Annotated in this window: 18 protein-coding genes; 4 read left to right on the top strand and 14 right to left on the bottom strand. The window is 40.5% G+C overall.

Annotated features, from left to right (window positions below):
• Positions 1 to 145: 145 nt before the first annotated feature.
• The 3 genes from WG989_RS04515 to WG989_RS04505 form a co-directional block, all read right to left on the bottom strand.
• Positions 146 to 1,225, bottom strand: a complete 1,080-nt coding sequence (locus tag WG989_RS04515) for an ABC transporter permease (protein ID WP_340427648.1) — start codon at positions 1,223 to 1,225, stop codon at positions 146 to 148.
• 116 nt (positions 1,226 to 1,341) lie between these two features.
• A complete protein-coding gene (locus WG989_RS04510; RefSeq protein ID WP_340427647.1) occupies positions 1,342 to 2,424 on the bottom strand; it encodes a glycosyltransferase in 1,083 nt (360 codons plus the stop codon).
• A gap of 58 nt (positions 2,425 to 2,482) precedes the next feature.
• Entirely contained in the window at positions 2,483 to 3,295 is an 813-nt protein-coding gene (locus tag WG989_RS04505) for an alpha/beta fold hydrolase (protein ID WP_340427646.1), read from the bottom strand.
• Between the two features lie 54 nt (positions 3,296 to 3,349).
• Between WG989_RS04505 and WG989_RS04500 the strand changes: the two genes are divergently transcribed.
• The 3 genes from WG989_RS04500 to WG989_RS04490 all read left to right on the top strand — a co-directional run bounded on the left by WG989_RS04500 (position 3,350) and on the right by WG989_RS04490 (position 4,990).
• Positions 3,350 to 4,147 (top strand): glycoside hydrolase family 25 protein, encoded by a 798-nt coding sequence (locus WG989_RS04500; RefSeq protein WP_340427645.1) that lies wholly within the window; start codon positions 3,350 to 3,352, stop codon positions 4,145 to 4,147.
• Positions 4,148 to 4,217: 70 nt separating this feature from the next.
• On the top strand, positions 4,218 to 4,679 hold the full coding sequence (locus WG989_RS04495) for a hypothetical protein (protein WP_340427644.1): 462 nt from the start codon (positions 4,218 to 4,220) through the stop codon (positions 4,677 to 4,679).
• 83 nt (positions 4,680 to 4,762) lie between these two features.
• On the top strand, positions 4,763 to 4,990 hold the full coding sequence (locus tag WG989_RS04490; RefSeq protein WP_340427643.1) for a hypothetical protein: 228 nt from the start codon (positions 4,763 to 4,765) through the stop codon (positions 4,988 to 4,990).
• A 3-nt stretch (positions 4,991 to 4,993) separates the two neighbouring features.
• Here WG989_RS04490 and WG989_RS04485 read toward each other — a convergent pair whose 3' ends face one another.
• From WG989_RS04485 to WG989_RS04435, 11 genes are all read right to left on the bottom strand, one after another.
• On the bottom strand, positions 4,994 to 5,314 hold the full coding sequence (locus WG989_RS04485) for an SPFH domain-containing protein (protein ID WP_340427641.1): 321 nt from the start codon (positions 5,312 to 5,314) through the stop codon (positions 4,994 to 4,996).
• A 57-nt stretch (positions 5,315 to 5,371) separates the two neighbouring features.
• Complete coding sequence (locus WG989_RS04480) at positions 5,372 to 6,868, bottom strand: sulfatase-like hydrolase/transferase (RefSeq protein ID WP_340427640.1); 1,497 nt, start codon at positions 6,866 to 6,868, stop codon at positions 5,372 to 5,374.
• Positions 6,869 to 7,000: 132 nt separating this feature from the next.
• Positions 7,001 to 7,906 carry a prohibitin family protein gene (locus WG989_RS04475; RefSeq protein ID WP_340427639.1) on the bottom strand — a complete coding sequence of 302 codons (906 nt, stop codon included), beginning with the start codon at positions 7,904 to 7,906 and terminating at the stop codon, positions 7,001 to 7,003.
• Positions 7,907 to 7,957: 51 nt separating this feature from the next.
• The gene (locus WG989_RS04470; protein ID WP_340427638.1) at positions 7,958 to 8,383 is read right to left on the bottom strand and encodes a YybH family protein; all 426 of its coding nucleotides are present in this window, start codon (positions 8,381 to 8,383) and stop codon (positions 7,958 to 7,960) included.
• Between the two features lie 113 nt (positions 8,384 to 8,496).
• On the bottom strand, positions 8,497 to 9,399 hold the full coding sequence (locus WG989_RS04465) for a TIM barrel protein (protein ID WP_340427637.1): 903 nt from the start codon (positions 9,397 to 9,399) through the stop codon (positions 8,497 to 8,499).
• A gap of 73 nt (positions 9,400 to 9,472) precedes the next feature.
• The gene (locus tag WG989_RS04460) at positions 9,473 to 10,111 is read right to left on the bottom strand and encodes a gluconate 2-dehydrogenase subunit 3 family protein (protein WP_340427636.1); all 639 of its coding nucleotides are present in this window, start codon (positions 10,109 to 10,111) and stop codon (positions 9,473 to 9,475) included.
• Between the two features lie 21 nt (positions 10,112 to 10,132).
• Positions 10,133 to 11,818 (bottom strand): GMC oxidoreductase, encoded by a 1,686-nt coding sequence (locus WG989_RS04455; protein ID WP_340427635.1) that lies wholly within the window; start codon positions 11,816 to 11,818, stop codon positions 10,133 to 10,135.
• Between the two features lie 21 nt (positions 11,819 to 11,839).
• Positions 11,840 to 13,522: a GMC oxidoreductase gene (locus tag WG989_RS04450; protein WP_340427634.1), complete on the bottom strand. Its 1,683-nt coding sequence runs from the start codon at positions 13,520 to 13,522 to the stop codon at positions 11,840 to 11,842.
• A 233-nt stretch (positions 13,523 to 13,755) separates the two neighbouring features.
• Complete coding sequence (locus WG989_RS04445) at positions 13,756 to 14,658, bottom strand: hydroxypyruvate isomerase family protein (RefSeq protein WP_340427633.1); 903 nt, start codon at positions 14,656 to 14,658, stop codon at positions 13,756 to 13,758.
• A gap of 20 nt (positions 14,659 to 14,678) precedes the next feature.
• Positions 14,679 to 15,905: a nucleoside permease gene (locus tag WG989_RS04440; RefSeq protein ID WP_340427632.1), complete on the bottom strand. Its 1,227-nt coding sequence runs from the start codon at positions 15,903 to 15,905 to the stop codon at positions 14,679 to 14,681.
• A 218-nt stretch (positions 15,906 to 16,123) separates the two neighbouring features.
• Positions 16,124 to 17,395 carry an MFS transporter gene (locus WG989_RS04435; RefSeq protein WP_340427631.1) on the bottom strand — a complete coding sequence of 424 codons (1,272 nt, stop codon included), beginning with the start codon at positions 17,393 to 17,395 and terminating at the stop codon, positions 16,124 to 16,126.
• Positions 17,396 to 17,698: 303 nt separating this feature from the next.
• Between WG989_RS04435 and WG989_RS04430 the strand changes: the two genes are divergently transcribed.
• Positions 17,699 to 19,447, top strand: a complete 1,749-nt coding sequence (locus WG989_RS04430; RefSeq protein ID WP_340427630.1) for a GMC oxidoreductase — start codon at positions 17,699 to 17,701, stop codon at positions 19,445 to 19,447.
• The last annotated feature ends 33 nt before the right edge of the window (positions 19,448 to 19,480 follow it).

Below are 19,480 nucleotides of genomic sequence, written 5' to 3'. Positions count from 1 at the left end.
TATGAAGATAAAATAAGTTTCTTATCGGTGTTTTTCGCAAACGGTTGATGTTGGGAAAAAGCGATATGGCTGTCATCTTAACGAAGAGAGATCTGTTGAACTACTTATAAACGCTGGCAGATTCCTCGTTTCCCGGAATGATAATTTAATTCCTTACATCCAGCACATCCCGCAATCCGTTGCCCAGCAAATTAAAGGCAAGTACCAGCAGCATAATAGCAATACCCGGCGCAATGGCCAACATGGGATTATTGGTGATGATGAAGTTGTAATTTTCTTTGATCATGAGTCCCCAGCTCGGTTGCGGCGGTTGAACTCCAACGCCCAGAAAACTCAAACCGGCTTCAATGACAATGGCACTGGCGAAATTACTGGCGGCAATAACGATCACGGGGCCCATTACATTTGGAAGAATATGCTTGAAGATGGTACGTGCATTTGAAAAACCCATGGCTTTGGTAGCTTCGATATAATTGAGTTCACGCAGGCTGAGTACCTGTCCACGAACAAGCCTTGCAACATTCACCCAAAGCGTTAAACCAACGGCAAGGAACACTTGCCAAAAACCTTTGCCCAGTGCAAGTGTAATAGCAAATACCAACAGTAAGGTTGGAATACTCCACACCACATTGATGAGCCAGAGAATAGCTTCGTCTATCCAGCCACGAAAGTAACCGGCAACAGCGCCGAGAAAAATTCCAACTGTAAGAGAGATGGCAACTGCAATGAGTCCGACACTTAAACTGATGCGTACACCAACAATTAAACGACTGAGAATATCCCTGCCGAATTTATCGGTACCTAACCAAAATGTTTTTGTAACGATACGGCTCGAAAGTTTGTTCTTGAAAGTAAAACTCAACGGCTCTGTTATGCCTTCATCTACAAATTTCTCCACATCGTACCGGTTGCCTGTTTGTTTGTACGATGTAATGGGGATGTATTGATAGCGATCATCTTTCCCAAAAAGAAATTCGTTGAAGAAAGAAGAAGTTGTTTGTTGCTCTTTGTCAAGTTTGATGAACTGTTGCTGATAGCCGGGTTTTTTTGCAGCGATCTCTACAATAATACGGTTTGCATCAGGTGTTGCATCGGGGGCAATTACATAGGCAAACACAGCCGTTAGCAAAGCAAGGATAATAATACAAAGACCAAACACGGCGCCTTTGTTGCGGCGGAGTTTTTTCCAGAAAATTTTTGTGAATGAGTAATCAGTTGTTGTCATGCCCCCATCCCCTAAAGGGGAGTATTATATTTAAAAAATGAAGCTAACTAATAATATCAAAACGATATAGCATTTACTCTTTCTGCCAAGAGTCCTTTTTTTAAAGGCGGAGGGGTTTACTTTACCTTTCTCCCCTTCCATTCATAACTGCCAAACTTACCAAGCCATCCTGCAATCACCGTATAGAAAATATGAAAGGGTTGGGCCAATGGAAACCAAAGCAACAGCTTTTCTTTTTGAAAAAAAGTTGCCACAGGCAATAGAAAAATTAATTCAACCAATATTTTGAAAAATAAACTTCCTGCAAATAACATCCACAAACTACTGTTGAAAAATGCAGCAACAAACAGCACAACAAAAAATACATTGAGCAGATACACAAGCAGCAATACCCAAAAGATGCGGTTATCATCATATTGATCGGCTTTGCTGGCCCAGCGAATCCGCTGCCGGAAAAATTCCCCCACTGTTTCAACAGGGTTGGTGAGAACAATACTGTCTGCTGCTTTGCAATACTGCACTTGCGTGGGGAACCTGCTGTATAGTTTATGCATCAACAGCATATCATCACCGCTGGCAATATGATCAACATTTTTAAACCCATCCACTTGATGAAATGCTGCCTTGCTGTAACAAAGATTGGCACCATTACACATGCTGTGAAAACCCGCACCAACAGCAGCAGCAGTTATTCCCTGCAATGTTAAAAAGTCAAGCGATTGAAATAGTTTGATAGCCGAGCTTTCTTCTTTCATGGCAACCGGTGCAGCTACAAATACTGTTGGTTGCTGTTGAATAATGAATGCAAAGTTATGCAGCCAGTTTTTTGGCACAGTGCAATCAGCATCTGTTGTTACAATGTAATTACCTGTTGCCTGTTTAACCCCAACTTCGATCGCTTTCTTTTTATAAGAATTGATCTTTTCGTTCAGGATTGCTTTTAACTCAATCACTTTTACGTTGCTAAATTGTTTTACAGTTGCAACAGTAGCATCATCACTAAAATCATCGATCACAATTACTTCAAATAACTGAGTTGGATAATTCAGTTGCTGTATTGATCTCAGACAGGCGTTGATATTTTGCTCTTCGTTTCTTGCGGGGATCAAAATGCTGAAGCTGGTAGTTGGCTGAAATGTTCCCGGTACCTGCAACGGAGCTTGTTTGTTCCACCAGTAACGGTAAAGCAGGAGCAACATTGCATAAGGGATAAGTAATAGAAGTGAAAGCAACAACCAGAGCATGGCTGCAAAATAATCATTCAGCAGCCAGTAAAGAAATAATCAATGCTGCATGTTTTTCCCGAAGTAGCTGATGACCGGATGAGACCACATGTACGTGAATGAGATCGACTGCTCCCTGTTGAAACCGGTAACCATATTTGGCAAGAATGATACGGTCGTATTCGCCAAAAACAAGATGAACAGGAGTATGATGTTGCTGGAGAGATGTTTTGATTTGATGTAGACTGGGACGAAACTTCCGCATGGTTGTCCAGATACGGTACAGATCATCTCTTACCTTTTGATCATCGATGTAATGATGTACATATTTTGCCACACTGCTGTTGATCCATTTACGTTGGTTTAACCAATCGGTCATTGAACCAAACCATTTCGGGTTATTCATCGTTACACGAAAAAGTTTATTTCCAAGGGATGTTTGTGTGGCCAGCCAATACCAACCGTTCATTTGTAGTCCATCCGGAGCTAGTAATACTGTTTTTTCAATTTTATGTGGAATGTGCTGAAGTAAACTCAATCCAATTCGTCCACCCATGCTGTAACAAAGTAAATGCAGCTTTTGATGTTCATAATCAGGTATCAAATTTGAAAGAAGATCGATGAGATTTTTTACCGGAAAAGTGAGTTGGTTGTTCCAATCCGTTTTTCCATGCCAGGGGAGATCAATTGCATAGATCGTAAAATCTTCTGTAAAATGTTTTTCAAGAAACGAAAATGTAGCAGCTTCTTCACCAAATCCATGAAGGCACAGTAATGTCTTTTTCCCTTTCCCTCCTTTTAGATAAGAAATCGTTGCATTCTGCCATGAGATGAAATGTTGCTCCATAAGTTGTGTAAGCTAAAATAAAATTAAATCTGTCCACATTCAGGTAAATCACGCTTGCTGAAATTAGATTTGCAACCGTTTATGGCCCGTCGTAAAAAGAAATCGGTTCGCTATCTCCCTGTTATCATCCTTGCTGTTGTGTTTGCAACCGGTGCATTTCTATATGGCCGCAACTGGTGGCTTGAAAAGCAGGCAGGCATGATCCGTTACCGTGAGTTTGGTATTGCCATTCCTACCCGATACAGTTTGCACGGAATTGATGTAAGCAAGTACCAACAGGTGATCAACTGGGATACAGTAAAGGCAATGAATGTAGAAGGCGTACAGATACAGTTTGCATTTATGAAAGCAACCGAGGGAACGAATAACACCGATCAGTATTTCAAACGTAACTGGCGAAAGGCGAAAGAGGCAGGTATGACAAGAGGGGCCTATCATTTCTTCATTGCATCAAAAGATGGTACACAACAGGCACGGAATTTTATTTCTACAGTAAAACTATCTCCCGGCGATCTGCCTCCTGTGTTGGATGTGGAACAAAAAAACGGCACCAACAAAGCAACCTTACAGCAACGAGTAAAGGCTTTTTTGTATGCTGCTGAACTTGCGTATGGTGTAAAGCCGATCATTTATACCAATGCAGATTTTTACAAACAGAATCTCAAAGGAGAGTTTGATGACTATCCGCTATGGGTGGCGCATTACCTGCGACCGCTGGCACCACGTATTGAACGTAACTGGCATTTCTGGCAACATAGTGAAAGCGGACGGGTAAACGGGATTGCCGGTAAAGTTGATTTCAATGTATTTAACGGGGATAGTACCGAATTTGAAAAACTGCTGCTGAAATAATTACTTTTGCAACATCGGCTATACAAATTGCGTCTTGATAAATTACAGATAGTAAACTAAAATGAAGCAGATGAAAAGAATAGTATTGTTATTGTTCGTTGTTTTTTCGTTCAATTCTTTGATGGCACAAAACAGAACCACGAACAGTCCGGAGTATAAAACAGCAATTGGGGTGAAGTTGTGGGCCGGTGGCGGCGTGTCGTTGAAAACATTTATCAGTGATCGTAATGCACTTGAATTTATCGGTTTCTTCGATCGCTATGGAACACGTATCACCGGTTTGTATGAAATACATGGCAACCTCAGTTCAGAAGGCTCGTTGAAATGGTATGTTGGACCGGGTGCCCACGTTGGTTTGTACAAAGGCATTACAGCAGTAGGTATTGATGGTGTGGTAGGTATCGACTATAAATTCAACAATCTTCCATTGAACCTGGCTCTCGACTGGCAGCCAAGTTTTGAATTGGGTAGCGGTACACGCAATGGATTTAATGGTAACTGGGGAGGTTTTGCTATCCGCTTTACGCTTTAATAAAACAAAATCATACAAATGCTGTTGTACACTGGTGCAACAGCATTTTTTATGTTCGTAACTTTCCTTAAAATTTACTTGCTATGAGTGGTATGGAACCGGAAGCCCAGGAGTTTTTAAAACGGATCGTTCAAACGGTTTCGGTGGGTATTTTGTTTATGCTGCTCCACATGACTTTTGGTTTGTATCTCAACTGGGGCTTCTTTCAAGGAACACCCCGCCTTGGTAATATTATTTATTACATTGTTTTTCTTGCTTCGCTTTCCGGGTTGATCTATTTCTATTATCGGTTGTGGAAAGGGAAGTTGTAATGTTTACTTATCCGCATTCAATATAACCGGTGTATTTCCTTTGCCCATAATAATAATCTTGGCGTTTTGTGATTTACTTAATTCCAATTGGGCTTTAATACTTTCATATTGCAACTGCCGGTCGGTTAAACTTTCGCTGATGATGCGTTGGTAATCAGCAATACCTTGCGCTTCTACACGCTTCCGTTCAGCTTCCTGTTTTTCTTTCTGCAATACAAACTGCATTTTCTGTGCGTCCTGTTCGGCATTGATCTTTTGTTCAATGGTTGCTTTTACGCTCGCCGGTAAAGTGATGTTTCGTACAAGCAGATTCTCCAGAAACAAACCACGTTTTTCAGAATCAATAAAATTTTAAAGGATAGTAATTTATATTTAAGTACTTCATCGTATGCCAATGTAAAATGTTTGGTCGGGAATCAAAGGGAGCGATTGATTCATATATTTATTAATTATAATCCTGAAACTATTTACATTACTCATGCTATCATATAGCATTGAATAATCTCCATCTGGGAAATAAAAAGCAGAATAATTTCGAAATGCATCAAGCTTTCTGGAGGTATTTATATCAGATAAGCCATGATCACTTTGCAAAATAATTACAGCTTCATTATTTGTCTTACTTTTAATTGAATTGATTATTTGTAACAATTGCTTGTTTGTATATCTAATATAACCTGCAAATCTTTTTTTGTTAACTATCATATCTTCGTTATAGATACTGTCTGGTGGATAGGCTTTTCCATTTTCGTCATAAAAGTAGGGGAAGTGTGGTAAGTTTAAATGGGCATATGTAAAAACAGGGTGCTTGTTACTCGAAAAATTATTATGTAGAAGTGTATCAATAATTTTGTGGTTGTATTGTTTTAACGATTCATTGGTTTGCCTATTCAAGTTTTGTTTATAGTTTGCCTTTTTAAAAAACCAGGCATAGTAAATATCACGACTGAAATAATTCCAGAATGTATGGCTAAGAAACATTTCTCTTGGCGTAGTACTTAAAAACTTTTGCTTTCGTAATGCCTTTGTATCCGCAAGATCAAAAATTGATAAGTTGATAAACTCGTAGTTTGCTTTTTTTAAATATTGTAATAATCGTGCTTTGCTAATTTGTTTAAGTGCGAGCATATATTCTCTTGGGCCAGAAGCCCGAGAGGTATCGGCGATCTTCGGGTATGACATGTTAAATGTTGATAACATTGAAAAGGCTGTCCGATTATAGTTGCTTTTACTTTGATTAAGAACCAGAAAGCCTAAGTTTCTAAGTGAATCATCAAAAGAATTGTTGTCAACTTCAAGAATTTCTTTTTGGTAGGACGATGAAGGATAACAATCTGGCACCAAGAAATATATATCTGGAAGATCTTGTTTTATGGTGTCATGAAACTTGAGTTCAGTAGCGGGGTTTTCTAGTTTCAACTGATACCTTAATTGAAAGACCTTTATTATTTCAATACTGGTAAAAACAAGCAACAAGAAGCTGAAAAAAATATTAGTACGCCTTGTCATTTTATCGGACTTAATTGCCTTTAGAAAAAGAAAGAAGATAAATATTAATGTTGGCAATAGAAATTTGTATTTGGAGAAAAGGTTTAGAATCAAGGAGTCCTTTAAGTACACACGAATGTCTCCAAAAAAAAGAAACAATAGGGCACAAAAAGAAATTATTAGCGCTGATTTTGTGGCATTCCGGGTGACAAGATAAAGTAGGCCCCAAGAAAAAACTATTGCTAAAGTAAGTTGTAAGCCAACAACTATTGCTACTTCAGTACCCGATAGACCTTGATATTGCACATATTTACTCAGAATAAAAAATACAGGAACAAGAAAAATATGGAAAGGAGACTCTTTGAGCCTTATTTTGTTGATTTGTATCATTTTTAATAGAAGTTTTCCCGGTCATTTATAAACTTCTCCTTAAGGTATATTAATGTTTACTTAGGTGTCCTATTCTTATATGAAAACTAAATGATATATTGAATAAATTGATGAAAAATTCCTAAGAGGCCTTTACTTATCCGCATTCAATATAACCGGTGTATTTCCTTTGCCCATAATAATGATCTTGGCGTTTTGTGATTTACTTAATTCCAGTTGAGCTTTAATACTTTCATATTGCAATTGCCGGTCGGTTAAACTTTCGCTGATGATGCGTTGGTAATCAGCAATACCTTGCGCTTCTACACGTTTCCGTTCAGCTTCCTGTTTTTCTTTCTGTAATACAAACTGCATTTTCTGTGCATCCTGTTCGGCATTGATCTTTTGTTCTATGGTTGCTTTTACACTGGCAGGTAAAGTAATGTTTCGTACAAGCAGATTCTCCAGAAATAAACCACGTTTCTTAAAATCATCTTCAATGGTTTTGAAAATGCGTAGTTGAAATTCGTCCCGCTTGGTTGAGTAAAGTGCAATGGCATCGTAATAAACAGCGTTGTCACGAATACGTGTTCTTGTAAGCGGACGAACAATTTTATCTTCATAATCTTCACCTGTTTCGGCAATTAATCGTGGTGCTTCAGCAGGAATTACACGATACAAAACCGAAAGATCGATGGTTACTTCCAATCCATCGGCAGTTAGAACACGAATGGCATCGTCGCTGCGAGCAGTTCCTTCATCGTGCATACCACTCATGGTATAATTCAATGTTTTGATATCCATTTTCACAACTTCTACCAACGGATTTACGACATTTAGCCCACTCTGAAGTGTTCGGTTCTGTACTTTACCAAACAGTTTTTGTACGCCAACCTGGCCAGCATCGATCTGTACAACGCAGGCAGTAAGCATTCCGATTACAATCACTACAAAACCAAGCGAACGGATCAATTTACCATATCGCTGAACGGGGCTGTCGGCTTTTGCAACAGAGAAACCAACAACAACAATGATGATTCCGAGAATGATGAGAAACATATGATTTATTTTTTGTGAACTGTTGTTGAAGATACAACAGGATTGATGGAACTAACTGCTGTGGTCGGCCACAATTACCCATTCCCCGTTTATTTTTCGGAACAGCAAGGTATAATGTCCGCCAACATCTCCTTCTTTGGGTCTTGCCAAGTGCCATTGCCCGATCACAAAATACGCATCTGCAGAAATACGTTTTAGCTGAAAGAATGGAAACGTGAGTGTGCCCATTGCATCCTTGCTTGGATAGCCTTTCTTATAATTTTCCAGTGTATTCTTGTAGCCATACGTAATACCGCTTTTACCAATGAACATCAATGAATCGTTGTTCCAGTAGCCTTTCATGAATTGTTCCAGATCGCCATTGTTCCAATGTTTGGTTTGTGCTTCAAGTATGGAATGTATTTGTTGCTCATCGGTTTTTTGTGCAAACACTGTCAATGCAAACAGCAGCAGGGGAAGTAGAAGTAGTTGTTTCATAGGTTGAATGTAACTAAAATTGAAACCACGGTGGGTACGAATTTTCACGAATCAGACCGCAATAAAAAAGCACAGGCGGAAGGCCTGTGCTTTGTATTGTTGATCGAAAAAACTTAACCGTTTCCCCAGTTTTGTTTTTTCATGTAAGCAATGCTTTTCTTAATACATTCTTCCTCGGGCATTGTGTAGGCTTCCTGTTCTACAAAGGCATATTTTAAACCGGCGTGTTTTTTATGTTTAAAAATGCTGGCAAAGTCAATCACACCATCACCCACTTGTGTACTTTCTTTTTTGCCTTCTTTATTGGTAGTGAGATCTTTTACATGCCACATGGTAAAACGGCCGGGATATTTATTAAACCACTCCACTGCATTTTCATTCATGAAACTCGACCAGTAAATATCCAATTCGAAGTCAACCATCGATGGATCAGTTCCATCCAGCAATGTTTGCAGGAATGTTTTACCGCTATCCATTTTCTTAAATTCAAAATCATGATTGTGGTAGGCCAACTTCATACCTGCCGCTTTAGTAAGTTCAGCTGCTTTATTTACCAGCTCCACTAATTTGGGAAGTGTATCAGCACCACGTTGATTGGCATCTAACCACGGAACAGTCGCATATTCATTACCCATAATGTTGGCAGCTTCCAATACTTTTTTCCAGAAATCAAGATTGCCACTCTGTAAAACCCCACCGAAATTGTAGTGACCACTGGGCGATGTGAGTTTCAATCCATCAAACATTGCTTTGAATTCTTTGGGTGATTTTCCAAAGAATGTGTTCCCATCAAAACCATATAATTCAATTTGCGAATAGCCTGCTTTTGCTACATAATCCAATGTGCCGGCAAGATTTTTTGCTACATCGTTACGTACAGTATATAGCTGGAGGCCATATTTTTTTGTATCGGCTGTTACTTTACCTGCGCAGGAAAACAAAGGAAGACCTGCTAATGAAATACCTGCTGTGGCAGCAGCGGATGTTTTTAAAAATGATCTGCGGTTGTAAGCCATGTTATTTAAATTTTATTCCGTCTAACGGATTTATTTTTTATAAGACGAGAGTATGGGATGTGAAGTGCTCATGTTACTCCGCCCATGCTTTATCACCCTTCGCATAAGGAAACTCACCATCAAATTTACCCGGCACAGGAACATGACGTAATGTTTCCGTCATACCTGTTTTGGAAGTAAAGAAGCCTGTTAATGTTAATTGCTTCATCATGGTATAATAATGACTCGGTGATCCTTCAAATTCTGTTTGATCCTTCCAGGGCAATGCGTCATTCTTCTTTTTATGTTCTTCACGCAGCGGCTTATCGGTTTCGTTCCGCTTTTGATTGAATTCTTTGGCTTCTTTTTCAAGACTTACCAATAAAGCGTGGCGTTGCTCAGGCGTACATTCCATGAACGATTTGCTGTGCATTTTTTTGCAAGCTTCATCTACTTGGTTGATGCCGCTCATAAATGCATCCTGCTGGCGTTGTGTATAACAATCGGTTACCATTACTTTCATAAACTCACCGATCTGTGCCGCTTTCGCACCGGGAGTTGTGGTAGCCGGAATGATGGTTTCACCAATTTCATCTAACAGTGAAATAGTAGTGGGCGAAAATTCTGCTGCTGCTTTTGGTCCGGTTTTGCAACCGCTCAAAAACAGTTCACCACCAATAACTGCAGCACCAGTAAGGAGTGCTATGTTTTTTAAAAGCTCTCTGCGATCCATAATTGTTGATTTATAAGTTGCTTAAAGATTTCCTTTTTTCAATTCGCTTACGGCAAATGCTGCGGCCCTTGCAGTTAATGCCATATATGTTAACGATGGGTTTACACACGATGAACTGGTCATACATGCACCATCTGTAACAAACACATTTGTTGCATCCCATACCTGATTGTTACCATTCAGTACCGATGTCTTTGGATCACGCCCCATACGGGCAGTTCCCATTTCATGAATGCCATGCCCCAATGCATGTCCGGAATCGTAGGTTGTAATATTTTTTACACCCACGGCTTCCAGCATAGCCACCATTTCATCTTTAATATCCTTGCGCATGTTCAATTCATTCTCTTTCATTTCAGCATCCATGGAAAGAACCGGTAACCCCCATTTATCTTTTACAGTTTTGTCCAATGAAATTTTATTTTCATGATAGGGAAGCACTTCACCAAAACCTGTTGCACCAAGTCTCCAGCCACCGGGTTCGCTCAACGCTTCTTTTAGTGAGGCACCGATATTCATTTCAGCAATTGTTCTGCTCCATCCCTGCCGGCTGGCACTACCCTGGTAACCATAACCTCTCACAAAATTCCGTTGCTTGTTATCGCCGGGAATATTTGCAAATCGACTGATATAAAAACCTGCCGGACGGCGACCATATTCTGTAAGGTTTTCATACCCATCTATATCACCGGAAGCTCCGAGGTTGTAATGATGATCCATCACGTTATGACCTAGCTCACCGCTGCTGCTTCCTAACCCACCAGGCCATATATCTGTTGCTGAATTGAACAGTAACCAAGTTGAGTTTAACGCCGACGCACAAACGAAAACAATTTTTGCTTTGTACTCATACGTTTTGTTATCCATTGTATCGAGCACTTCAACACCGGTTGCTTTTTTTGTGTCTTTGTTATAAAGAATTTTTGTTGCGTACGATAATGGCCTAACTGTAAGATTATTCGTTTTCATTGCAGCAGGCAACGTAGAAGATTGCGTACTGAAATAACCACCGAACGGACAACCTTCCCAGCAACGGTTTCGAAACTGGCAATTAGTGCGTTCATTGTGCGGTACGGTAATATTGGCAACACGACTGTTGATCAAATGTCGTTGACCTTTATAAAACTGTTTGAGTTTTGCAGCTACATCTTTCTCTACAATATTCAATGGAACAGGGGGAAGAAATTGTCCATCGGGTAAATAAGGCAAGCTTTCGAGTGATCCGCTGATGCCTGCAAACCGTTCAACATGATCGTACCAGGGAGCAATGTCTTTATAACGGATGGGCCAATCAACACCAAACCCATCTTTTGCATTGGCTTCAAAATCCAATTCACTCCAGCGGTAACTGTGCCGGCCCCATAAAACAGAACGGCCACCCATGCGGTAACTGCGCCACCACGTAAACGGTTTAACTTCTGTATAGGGTGAATCTTTTTCATTCGCCCACGCATCCATTACCCGCTCATTGGCTGCCCATCCACGATGCACCACCGGATAATCTTCCTTTTGTTGTTGGGTTGTTTTACCACGGTGTTCAAATTCCCAAGGCATTTTGTTGGCAGTTTTGTAATCTTCAATGTGCTTGTGCTCGGCACCACGTTCCAGCATCAGCACCTTCAAACCTTTTTCACAAAGTTCTTTTGCTGCCCAGCCACCGCTGATCCCCGAGCCAATTACAATTGCATCGAATGTATTTTCTGCCATGAGGTAATGCTTACTTGTTGATTACAGATTTCCTTTCTTTAATTCTTTTACAGCAAAATCAGCAGCACGTGCTGTTAGCGCCATATACGTTAACGAAGGATTTACACATGATGCCGAAGTCATGCATGCACCATCGGTTACAAACACATTTTTTGCATCCCAGATCTGGTTGTTACCATTCAATACCGATGTTTTTGGATCACGACCCATACGTGCAGTACCCATTTCATGAATACCCATGCCCGGTGCATATCCTGCATCGTAGGTTTGTACATTCTTTACACCTGCTGCTTCCAGCATTTCCTTCGCATCGTTCATCATATCCACCCGCATCTTCTTTTCATTCTCTTTAATTTCTACATCAAACTTCAATACCGGCAATCCCCATTTATCTTTTACATCTTTATCCAGTGTGATCTTATTCTCATGGTAAGGGAGCATTTCACCAAAACCGGTAATACCCATATTCCAGTTTTCACTTGGTACACTTAATGCTTCTTTCAAGCCGGCACCGATCGTTAACTCAGCCACATCAATTCCTCTTCCACGGCCTGCACCTCCCTGGTAACCAAAGCCACGCAGGTAATCACGCTTATCATCATAAATGTTGCGGAAGCGTGGAATGTAAATACCTGTTGGTCTCCGTCCGTACTCATACTTATCGCTAAAGCCTTCTACAGCACCGTTGGCACCTGCACGAAAATGATGATCCATTACATTATGACCTAACTCGCCACTGCTGCTGCCCAAGCCGCCTTCCCACACATCGGTTGCTGAGTTCATCAATACCCATGCAGAGTTTAACGCTGATGCACAAACGAAAACGATCTTCGCTTTGTACACATAGGTTTGATTTGTTTCTGCATCCAGTATTTCAACACCGGTTGCTTTTTTTGTATCCTTATTGTACACAATTTTTGTAACAATGGAGAACGGACGCAACGTAAGGTTGCCTGTTGCCATTGCCGCAGGTAATGTAGCCGATTGTGTGCTGAAGTAAGCACCAAACGGACAACCTCTCCAGCAACGGTCACGGTACTGGCAATTGGTGCGGTTATGATGTGGCTGCGTAATATTTGCACTGCGGCCAATCACCAAATGGCGCATGCCTTTATAATGTTCTGTAAGTCGCTTCTTTACATCTTTTTCTACACAGTTCAATTCCATGGCCGGCATAAAATCACCATCGGGCAATACTTCCAGACCATCTTTGCTTCCCTGAATACCAGCAAAACGTTCTGCATAGCTGTACCAGGGTGCTACGTCATCGTAACGGATAGGCCAGTCAACAGCAATGCCTTCTTTTGCATTGGCTTCGAAATCCCATTTATTGAAACGGTAACTCTGGCGGCCCCACATAATGGAACGGCCACCTACATGATATCCACGAAACCAATCGAACCGTTTCTCTTCAACGTAGGGGCACTCTTTATCCTTCACCCAATAATCCAGCACCATTTCATTGAGTGGGTAATCACGCTTCAACACAGGATAATCTTTGATCATCTGCTGCGTTCGGTTGCCACGATGTGGAAGATCCCACGGCTCTTTTGTAGCGTTCACATAATCTTTGATGTGTTCAATATTCCGGCCACGCTCCAGCATGATCGTTTTCAAACCTTTTTCGGTCAATTCTTTAGCGGCCCAACCTCCGCTGATTCCTGAGCCAATTACAATGGCATCAAACTCATAATTATCCGGCATGTTATCGTATTTGAGTGGTTATTGTTTATATGAATTAAACTTCTTTATTCTGACCTCTATCTCCTTCACTTTCTCCTTTAAAGAAAGAGCGGTGCTTTCTGTATACTTCCAAACATCAAATCTTTCACCTCATCTTTTGTTTCCTAGTCATCTTTCTTTCTGTATCAATTAATTCAGTTTTGTATATTAGAAAGGGCTGTGCCTGGTAAGTCCCCCTTTGGGGGATTAAGGGGCTACACATCACATTTCTTCACGGCATCCTGCAAAGCTGCCATCTTTTCTTCATTTGTTTTTCCCGTTGGTAAAAACTCCTGCGCCACATATCCTTTATAACCGGTAGCTACAATTGCTTTCATAATGGCGGGATAATGCAACTCCTGTGTTTCATTGATCTCATGACGGCCGGGTACGCCAGCCGTATGATAATGACCAAAGTACTGATGATATTTATTAATGGTGTTGATAATGTCGCCTTCGCTTATCTGCATGTGATAGATATCATACAGAATTTTAAAATTCGGAGAACCAAGCCGCTTGCACAATTCAATTGTCCATTTGGTATTGTCGGCCATATAATCCGGATGGTTCACCTTGCTGTTAAATACTTCGATCTGGATGATGACCTTATGTTTCTCCGCCAACGGCATGATCTGTTTCAAACCTTCTACACAATTCTGCAAACCCGTTTCTTCATCCATGCCATTGCGGTTACCACTAAAGCAAATCAGGTTTTGATAACCCGCTTCCGCCACCAAAGGAATTGCTTCTGTGAAAGCAGCAATCAATTGTGCATGATTTTTCTTATCGTTCCATCCTTCTGTTAAACTGATCTTACCTTTTGTATAGCACATGGAACAATGAATACCATGTTTTTTGGCGATGGGAAATTCATCAGGTGTAAGCAGATCAATAGCGCTAAAGCCAATCTTCTTTACGGCAATACATAATTCATCAAGTGATAAATTACTGTAGGTCCATTTACAAACAGAATGGTTGATGTTGCCTTTTAATGTGTACTTATCTTCTCCCATAATTCGTTCCATTGTACCGGCACTTACTGCATTGCCGGCAGTTACAGCAACTGTTGCAGCTGCAAATTTTTTAAGGGCTTCTCTTCTGGTCGATTGTTTTGACATGAATACTGTGTGCTTTAATATTAAACGGATTTGTTTGTTTGTTCATTTTTAAACAGCAGTGCAAAAATCAGGAATACTGCAAACGCAATACCCGCCGGAATGAGCCAAACCATTTTGTAATCCAATGTTCCGTCTGCTAATTTGTAACTATCGGTAATTTTTCCTGCCACTGCAAAACCGATCAACATACCCAATCCATAAGTAGCCAATGTAATTAACCCCTGTGCTGCACTTTTGTGTTGTTCGCCTGCTTTTGAGTCGGTATAGATTTGTCCGGATACAAAGAAGAAATCGTAGCAAATACCGTGCAGGGCAATACCTATTATTAACATAAATGTGAGGTCGCCGGCATTGCCGTATGCAAACAACACATAACGCACGGCCCATGCAAGCATGCCTACTAAAATTGTTTTCTTAAAACCAAAGCGGTTAAAGAATACAGGTAATAACAACAGGAACAATACTTCCGATCCCTGGCCAATCGTCATTTTACCGGTAGGGTTGTCAACGCCAATGCTTGAAAGAAATGAGTTTGTATTCTGATAGTAGAATGCGAGTGGGATACAGATAAGGATAGAAGAGATAAAGAAGATAAGGAAGTTTTTATCCTTCAGTAATTTTAACGCATCTAAACCAAGAATATCGTTAACAGTTACTTTTGTGCCTTTCCCTTTCGGAGGAGTTTTTGGCAAAGTGAAACTGAACAAACCGAGTATCAATGATGCAACACCTGATAGTAAGAATGTATTTTTTAATAAACCTTCTTTTGTTCCTTCTGCTGAGTCCCAATGAAACAGATAGCTGATCAATAAACCTGCAGCGATCCAACCAAGTGTACCAAACAAGCGGATCACCGAAAATTCTTTTTCCGGATTTTTCATTTGGTTGAATGATACTGAGTTCACCAATGCCAGTGTAGGCATGTAGCAAATCATATATATTAATACGTAAGGGTAGAAAACAGCAATATTATCGGCACTGTACATCTGGTACATCAACACGGCTCCTATGATATGCAGCACACCAAGGATCTTTTCTGCATTCACAAAACGATCGGCAATTAACCCGATAATAAACGGAGCAATAATAGCGCCCCAAGATTGCGTAGAGAAAACCTGTCCCGATTCAGCGCCCGATGCAGATAAGTTGTTATTTAAAAATGTACCCAATGTTACAAACCATCCTCCCCAGATAAAGAACTCAAGAAACATCATTAGGGAAAGCTGTACACGGGTGGTAGAGGACATGCGCAATCGATTTAAGTGGTTGGTTAAAGTTCAAAAATACAATGGCTGAATATTGGCTCAACCACAGCTTTGTACGAGGTCTTAAATTTAGGGTATTTCTGCATTGTGAGAACCGATTTTTTTAGAGTTGTCAACGCAATCGTTTGAAATTTTAATGAATAGTAAACCTATGGTTCTAATCATTCATTTCTTATTGATACATTATTTGAATAATAAGTTTATGCAGTTGTTAAAATTTGTTTGCTTTTGCCACGCATATAAATATATAAACCGATAAACGCAACAGTTAATATAATAGGTATAATAAGCGTAGCATTGATGATTTCAGGACCGGCAGTAACTTTTGCCTGTGCTAATGCTTTGCCCATTTCAGAGTCTGCAGCAGCAGCGCTGTAATCAGCTAAACTTGAATTTGCAGGAAGTTTAGCTATAAGTTTTTCATCGTAAAACTTACCCATAAACATCATATACACCGAAACGGCAAACATGCCTGCACCGCCCATGAAGTTTAATCCAACAGCTCCTGTCTTTGGTAAATATTCTGCTACAAATCCCAGCATGGTTGGCCAGAAAAAGCATACACCCATACCAAACACAACAGCCCCAACAAATAAAGTATTACCACTGCTGTGTCCTAATAAATATAAACCTGCAGCAGATAAAATAGCGGAAATAACCAACACACCTGTTGGCGAAAGCCGATGAACAATTGGTTCAGCAAAAGCACGCCCAATTACCATAACCAATGTTGTTACCGTAAGAATAAGAAGAGCGTTGTCGGTTACGTTACGTAACAATACATCGATCCACTGGCCTGTAAACAACTCCGTAATTGCTGTGCCAAACATGCAGATGATCATGAACAGGAATAATGGATTACCCAATGATTTATACATTTCACCGGTACTTACACCTGCCGCTACACGTTCTGTAACCGGGAATTTGAGCTTTAAGAAAAGGAACCCATAAATAACAGTAGGTATCAGCATAGTACCAACCTGAACCTGCCAGCTGATACCAAATTTTGAGAAATAATAACTGATCAAAGTTCCAATTACAATACCACCCGGGAACCATAAATGGAAGTGATTTAGTTTTGTCGTTTTTTTATCGGGATATAGTGTTGTTACTAACGGGTTGCAGGCTGCTTCCACTGTACCATTAGCAATACCCACAAGTAAAGTAGAGAAGAATAAACTCCAGAAGCCACCGGCAAATATGGTGAGTAAAATACCTGCAAGGTGAAAGAAGAAAGCAAGTTCTAACAAACGCTTCATACCAATAAGATCAACAACCATCCCGCCAATAATTACAGCAAGTGGGAAACCCCAAAAAGCCGTTGCAGCTATTGTACCTAATTGTGTAGCGTTTAAATTAAAATCAGTTCCAAGTTTACCGAGAATACCGGCCCTGATACCAAAAGATAAAGAAGTAACTAATAATGCAAGGCAACTGCCAATAAATAGTTGATTACGGTTGATGGAATTCATTCTACAATCGTTTAAAGTTTAGGTTGGTCGAAGGAAAAATAAATTTAGGCTATTTCCTAATTGATAAACCCGAAATTTTTAACGAAGAATGGCAAACGCCTGAAACTACCAACTGTTTATATCCATGCAGCCAGTTGAACAAAATAATATCAGTGAATGCGAAAATAGTATTACCAATGGTTACAGAAACCTTTCATAAATAATCGATATGTTACATTGAATATTCAACTGATTTCAGATTTATTTCAGTTTTTCATTTTGATTTAGTCATTACCTTTAGAACCTTCAAACCAATTGCATGTCATGGGAGATTTTCAGGTAAAAGTTCAGCCAAAAAGTTATGATGTAGTGATTGTAGGATCAGGTGCCGGCGGTGGTATGGCTGCGTATGAATTAAGTAAAGCCGGATTAAAAGTGTGTTTGCTCGAAGCTGGCACTATGTATGATCCACAAAAGAACGTTACACAGTTTAAAAATCCATGGGAAAGTAAACGCCGCGGCGCCAGTACAAAGTACAGGCCTTTTGGCGATTTCGATGCTTGCTATGGTGGCTGGCAATTAGATGGCGAGCCTTATACAAAAGAAAAAGGAACGCAATGGGATTGGTGGCGTGCACGTATGCTTGGCGGACGAACCAACCATTGGGGCCGCATCTCTCTCCGCTTTGGACCCAAAGATTTTAAACGTAGAAGTATTGACGGGTTAGGTGATGATTGGCCGATCGGTTATGACGATATCAAACCGTATTACGATCGGGTTGATCAGCTCATCGGCATTTTTGGAACCAACGAAGGGTTGGAAAATGACCCCGATGGATATTTCCTTCCACCGCCCAAGCCCCGTTTGCACGAACTGTTTATTAAAGAAGCAGCAACAACGGCTGGTGTAAAAGTAATTCCATCACGCTTATCAATTCTTACAAAGAAAATAGAAAGCACCACTGACAGAGGTGCATGTATTTATTGTGCACAATGTGGGCGTAACTGCAGTGTGGCCAAAGCCGATTTTTCATCGACCAATGTATTGATCTATCCTGCGCTCAAAACAGGAAATGTGGATGTAATTGCCAATGCTATGGCACGGGAAGTGCTCACCAACAAAGAAGGATTGGCAACCGGCGTTAGTTATGTAAATAAAGAAGACCTCAACGAATACCAGGTGATGGGCAAAGTGGTGATCCTCGCTGCAAGTGCCTGCGAAAGTTCAAGATTATTACTCAACTCGAAATCGCAACGTCATCCAAACGGATTAGCCAACAGCAGCGATGTTGTAGGAAAATATTTGCACGATAGTACAGGTGCTGCGTTAGGTGGCGTGTTGCCTAAACTCTTTGGCCGTAAAAGATATAACGAAGATGGTGTTGGCGGTATGCATATTTATTCGCCGTGGTGGTTGGATAATAAGAAACTTGATTTCCCTCGTGGTTATCATATTGAATACTGGGGTGGTATGGGTCAACCAGCTTATGGCTTTGGTATGAATATTCAAATGATGAACGGGAAATATGCAGTAGCAGGTAAACAAAAAGAGGCGGGAGGTTATGGTGCATCATTGAAAGAAGACCAGCGTTATTTCTACGGTGCTAATGTGGGTATGGCCGGTCGTGGCGAAGCAATTCCGTTAGAAAGTAACTATTGTGCAATTGATCCCGATGTGGTTGATCAATACGGTATTCCTGTGTTGAAGTTTAATGTAAAGTGGAGTGAGCACGAGATCAAACAGGCCAAACACATGAAGGAAACGTTCAAAGAAGTAATGCACAATATGGGTGCGATTATTACATGGGGAGCCGATGATGGCCCGGAAAACAATTACGGATTGGAAGCACCCGGTAAAATTATTCATGAAGCAGGAACAGCACGCATGGGTAACGATCCAAAGAAAAGTGCATTGAATAAATACAACCAGGCACACGACTGTAAAAATTTGTTTGTAGTGGATGGTGCTGCTTTTGTTTCACAAGCTGATAAGAATATTACGTGGACGATATTGGCATTGAGCATGCGGGCGAGTGAATACATTGTTAGTGAATTGAAGAAGGGGAATTTGTAAACCAACTCAGCGGACTCTGTGCCGTTGCGTGAA

The organism is Lacibacter sp. H407 (assembly GCF_037892605.1).
In the GTDB taxonomy this organism is placed as follows: Bacteria; Bacteroidota; Bacteroidia; order Chitinophagales; family Chitinophagaceae; genus Lacibacter.
This window is presented reverse-complemented; position numbering and strand designations above follow the sequence as displayed.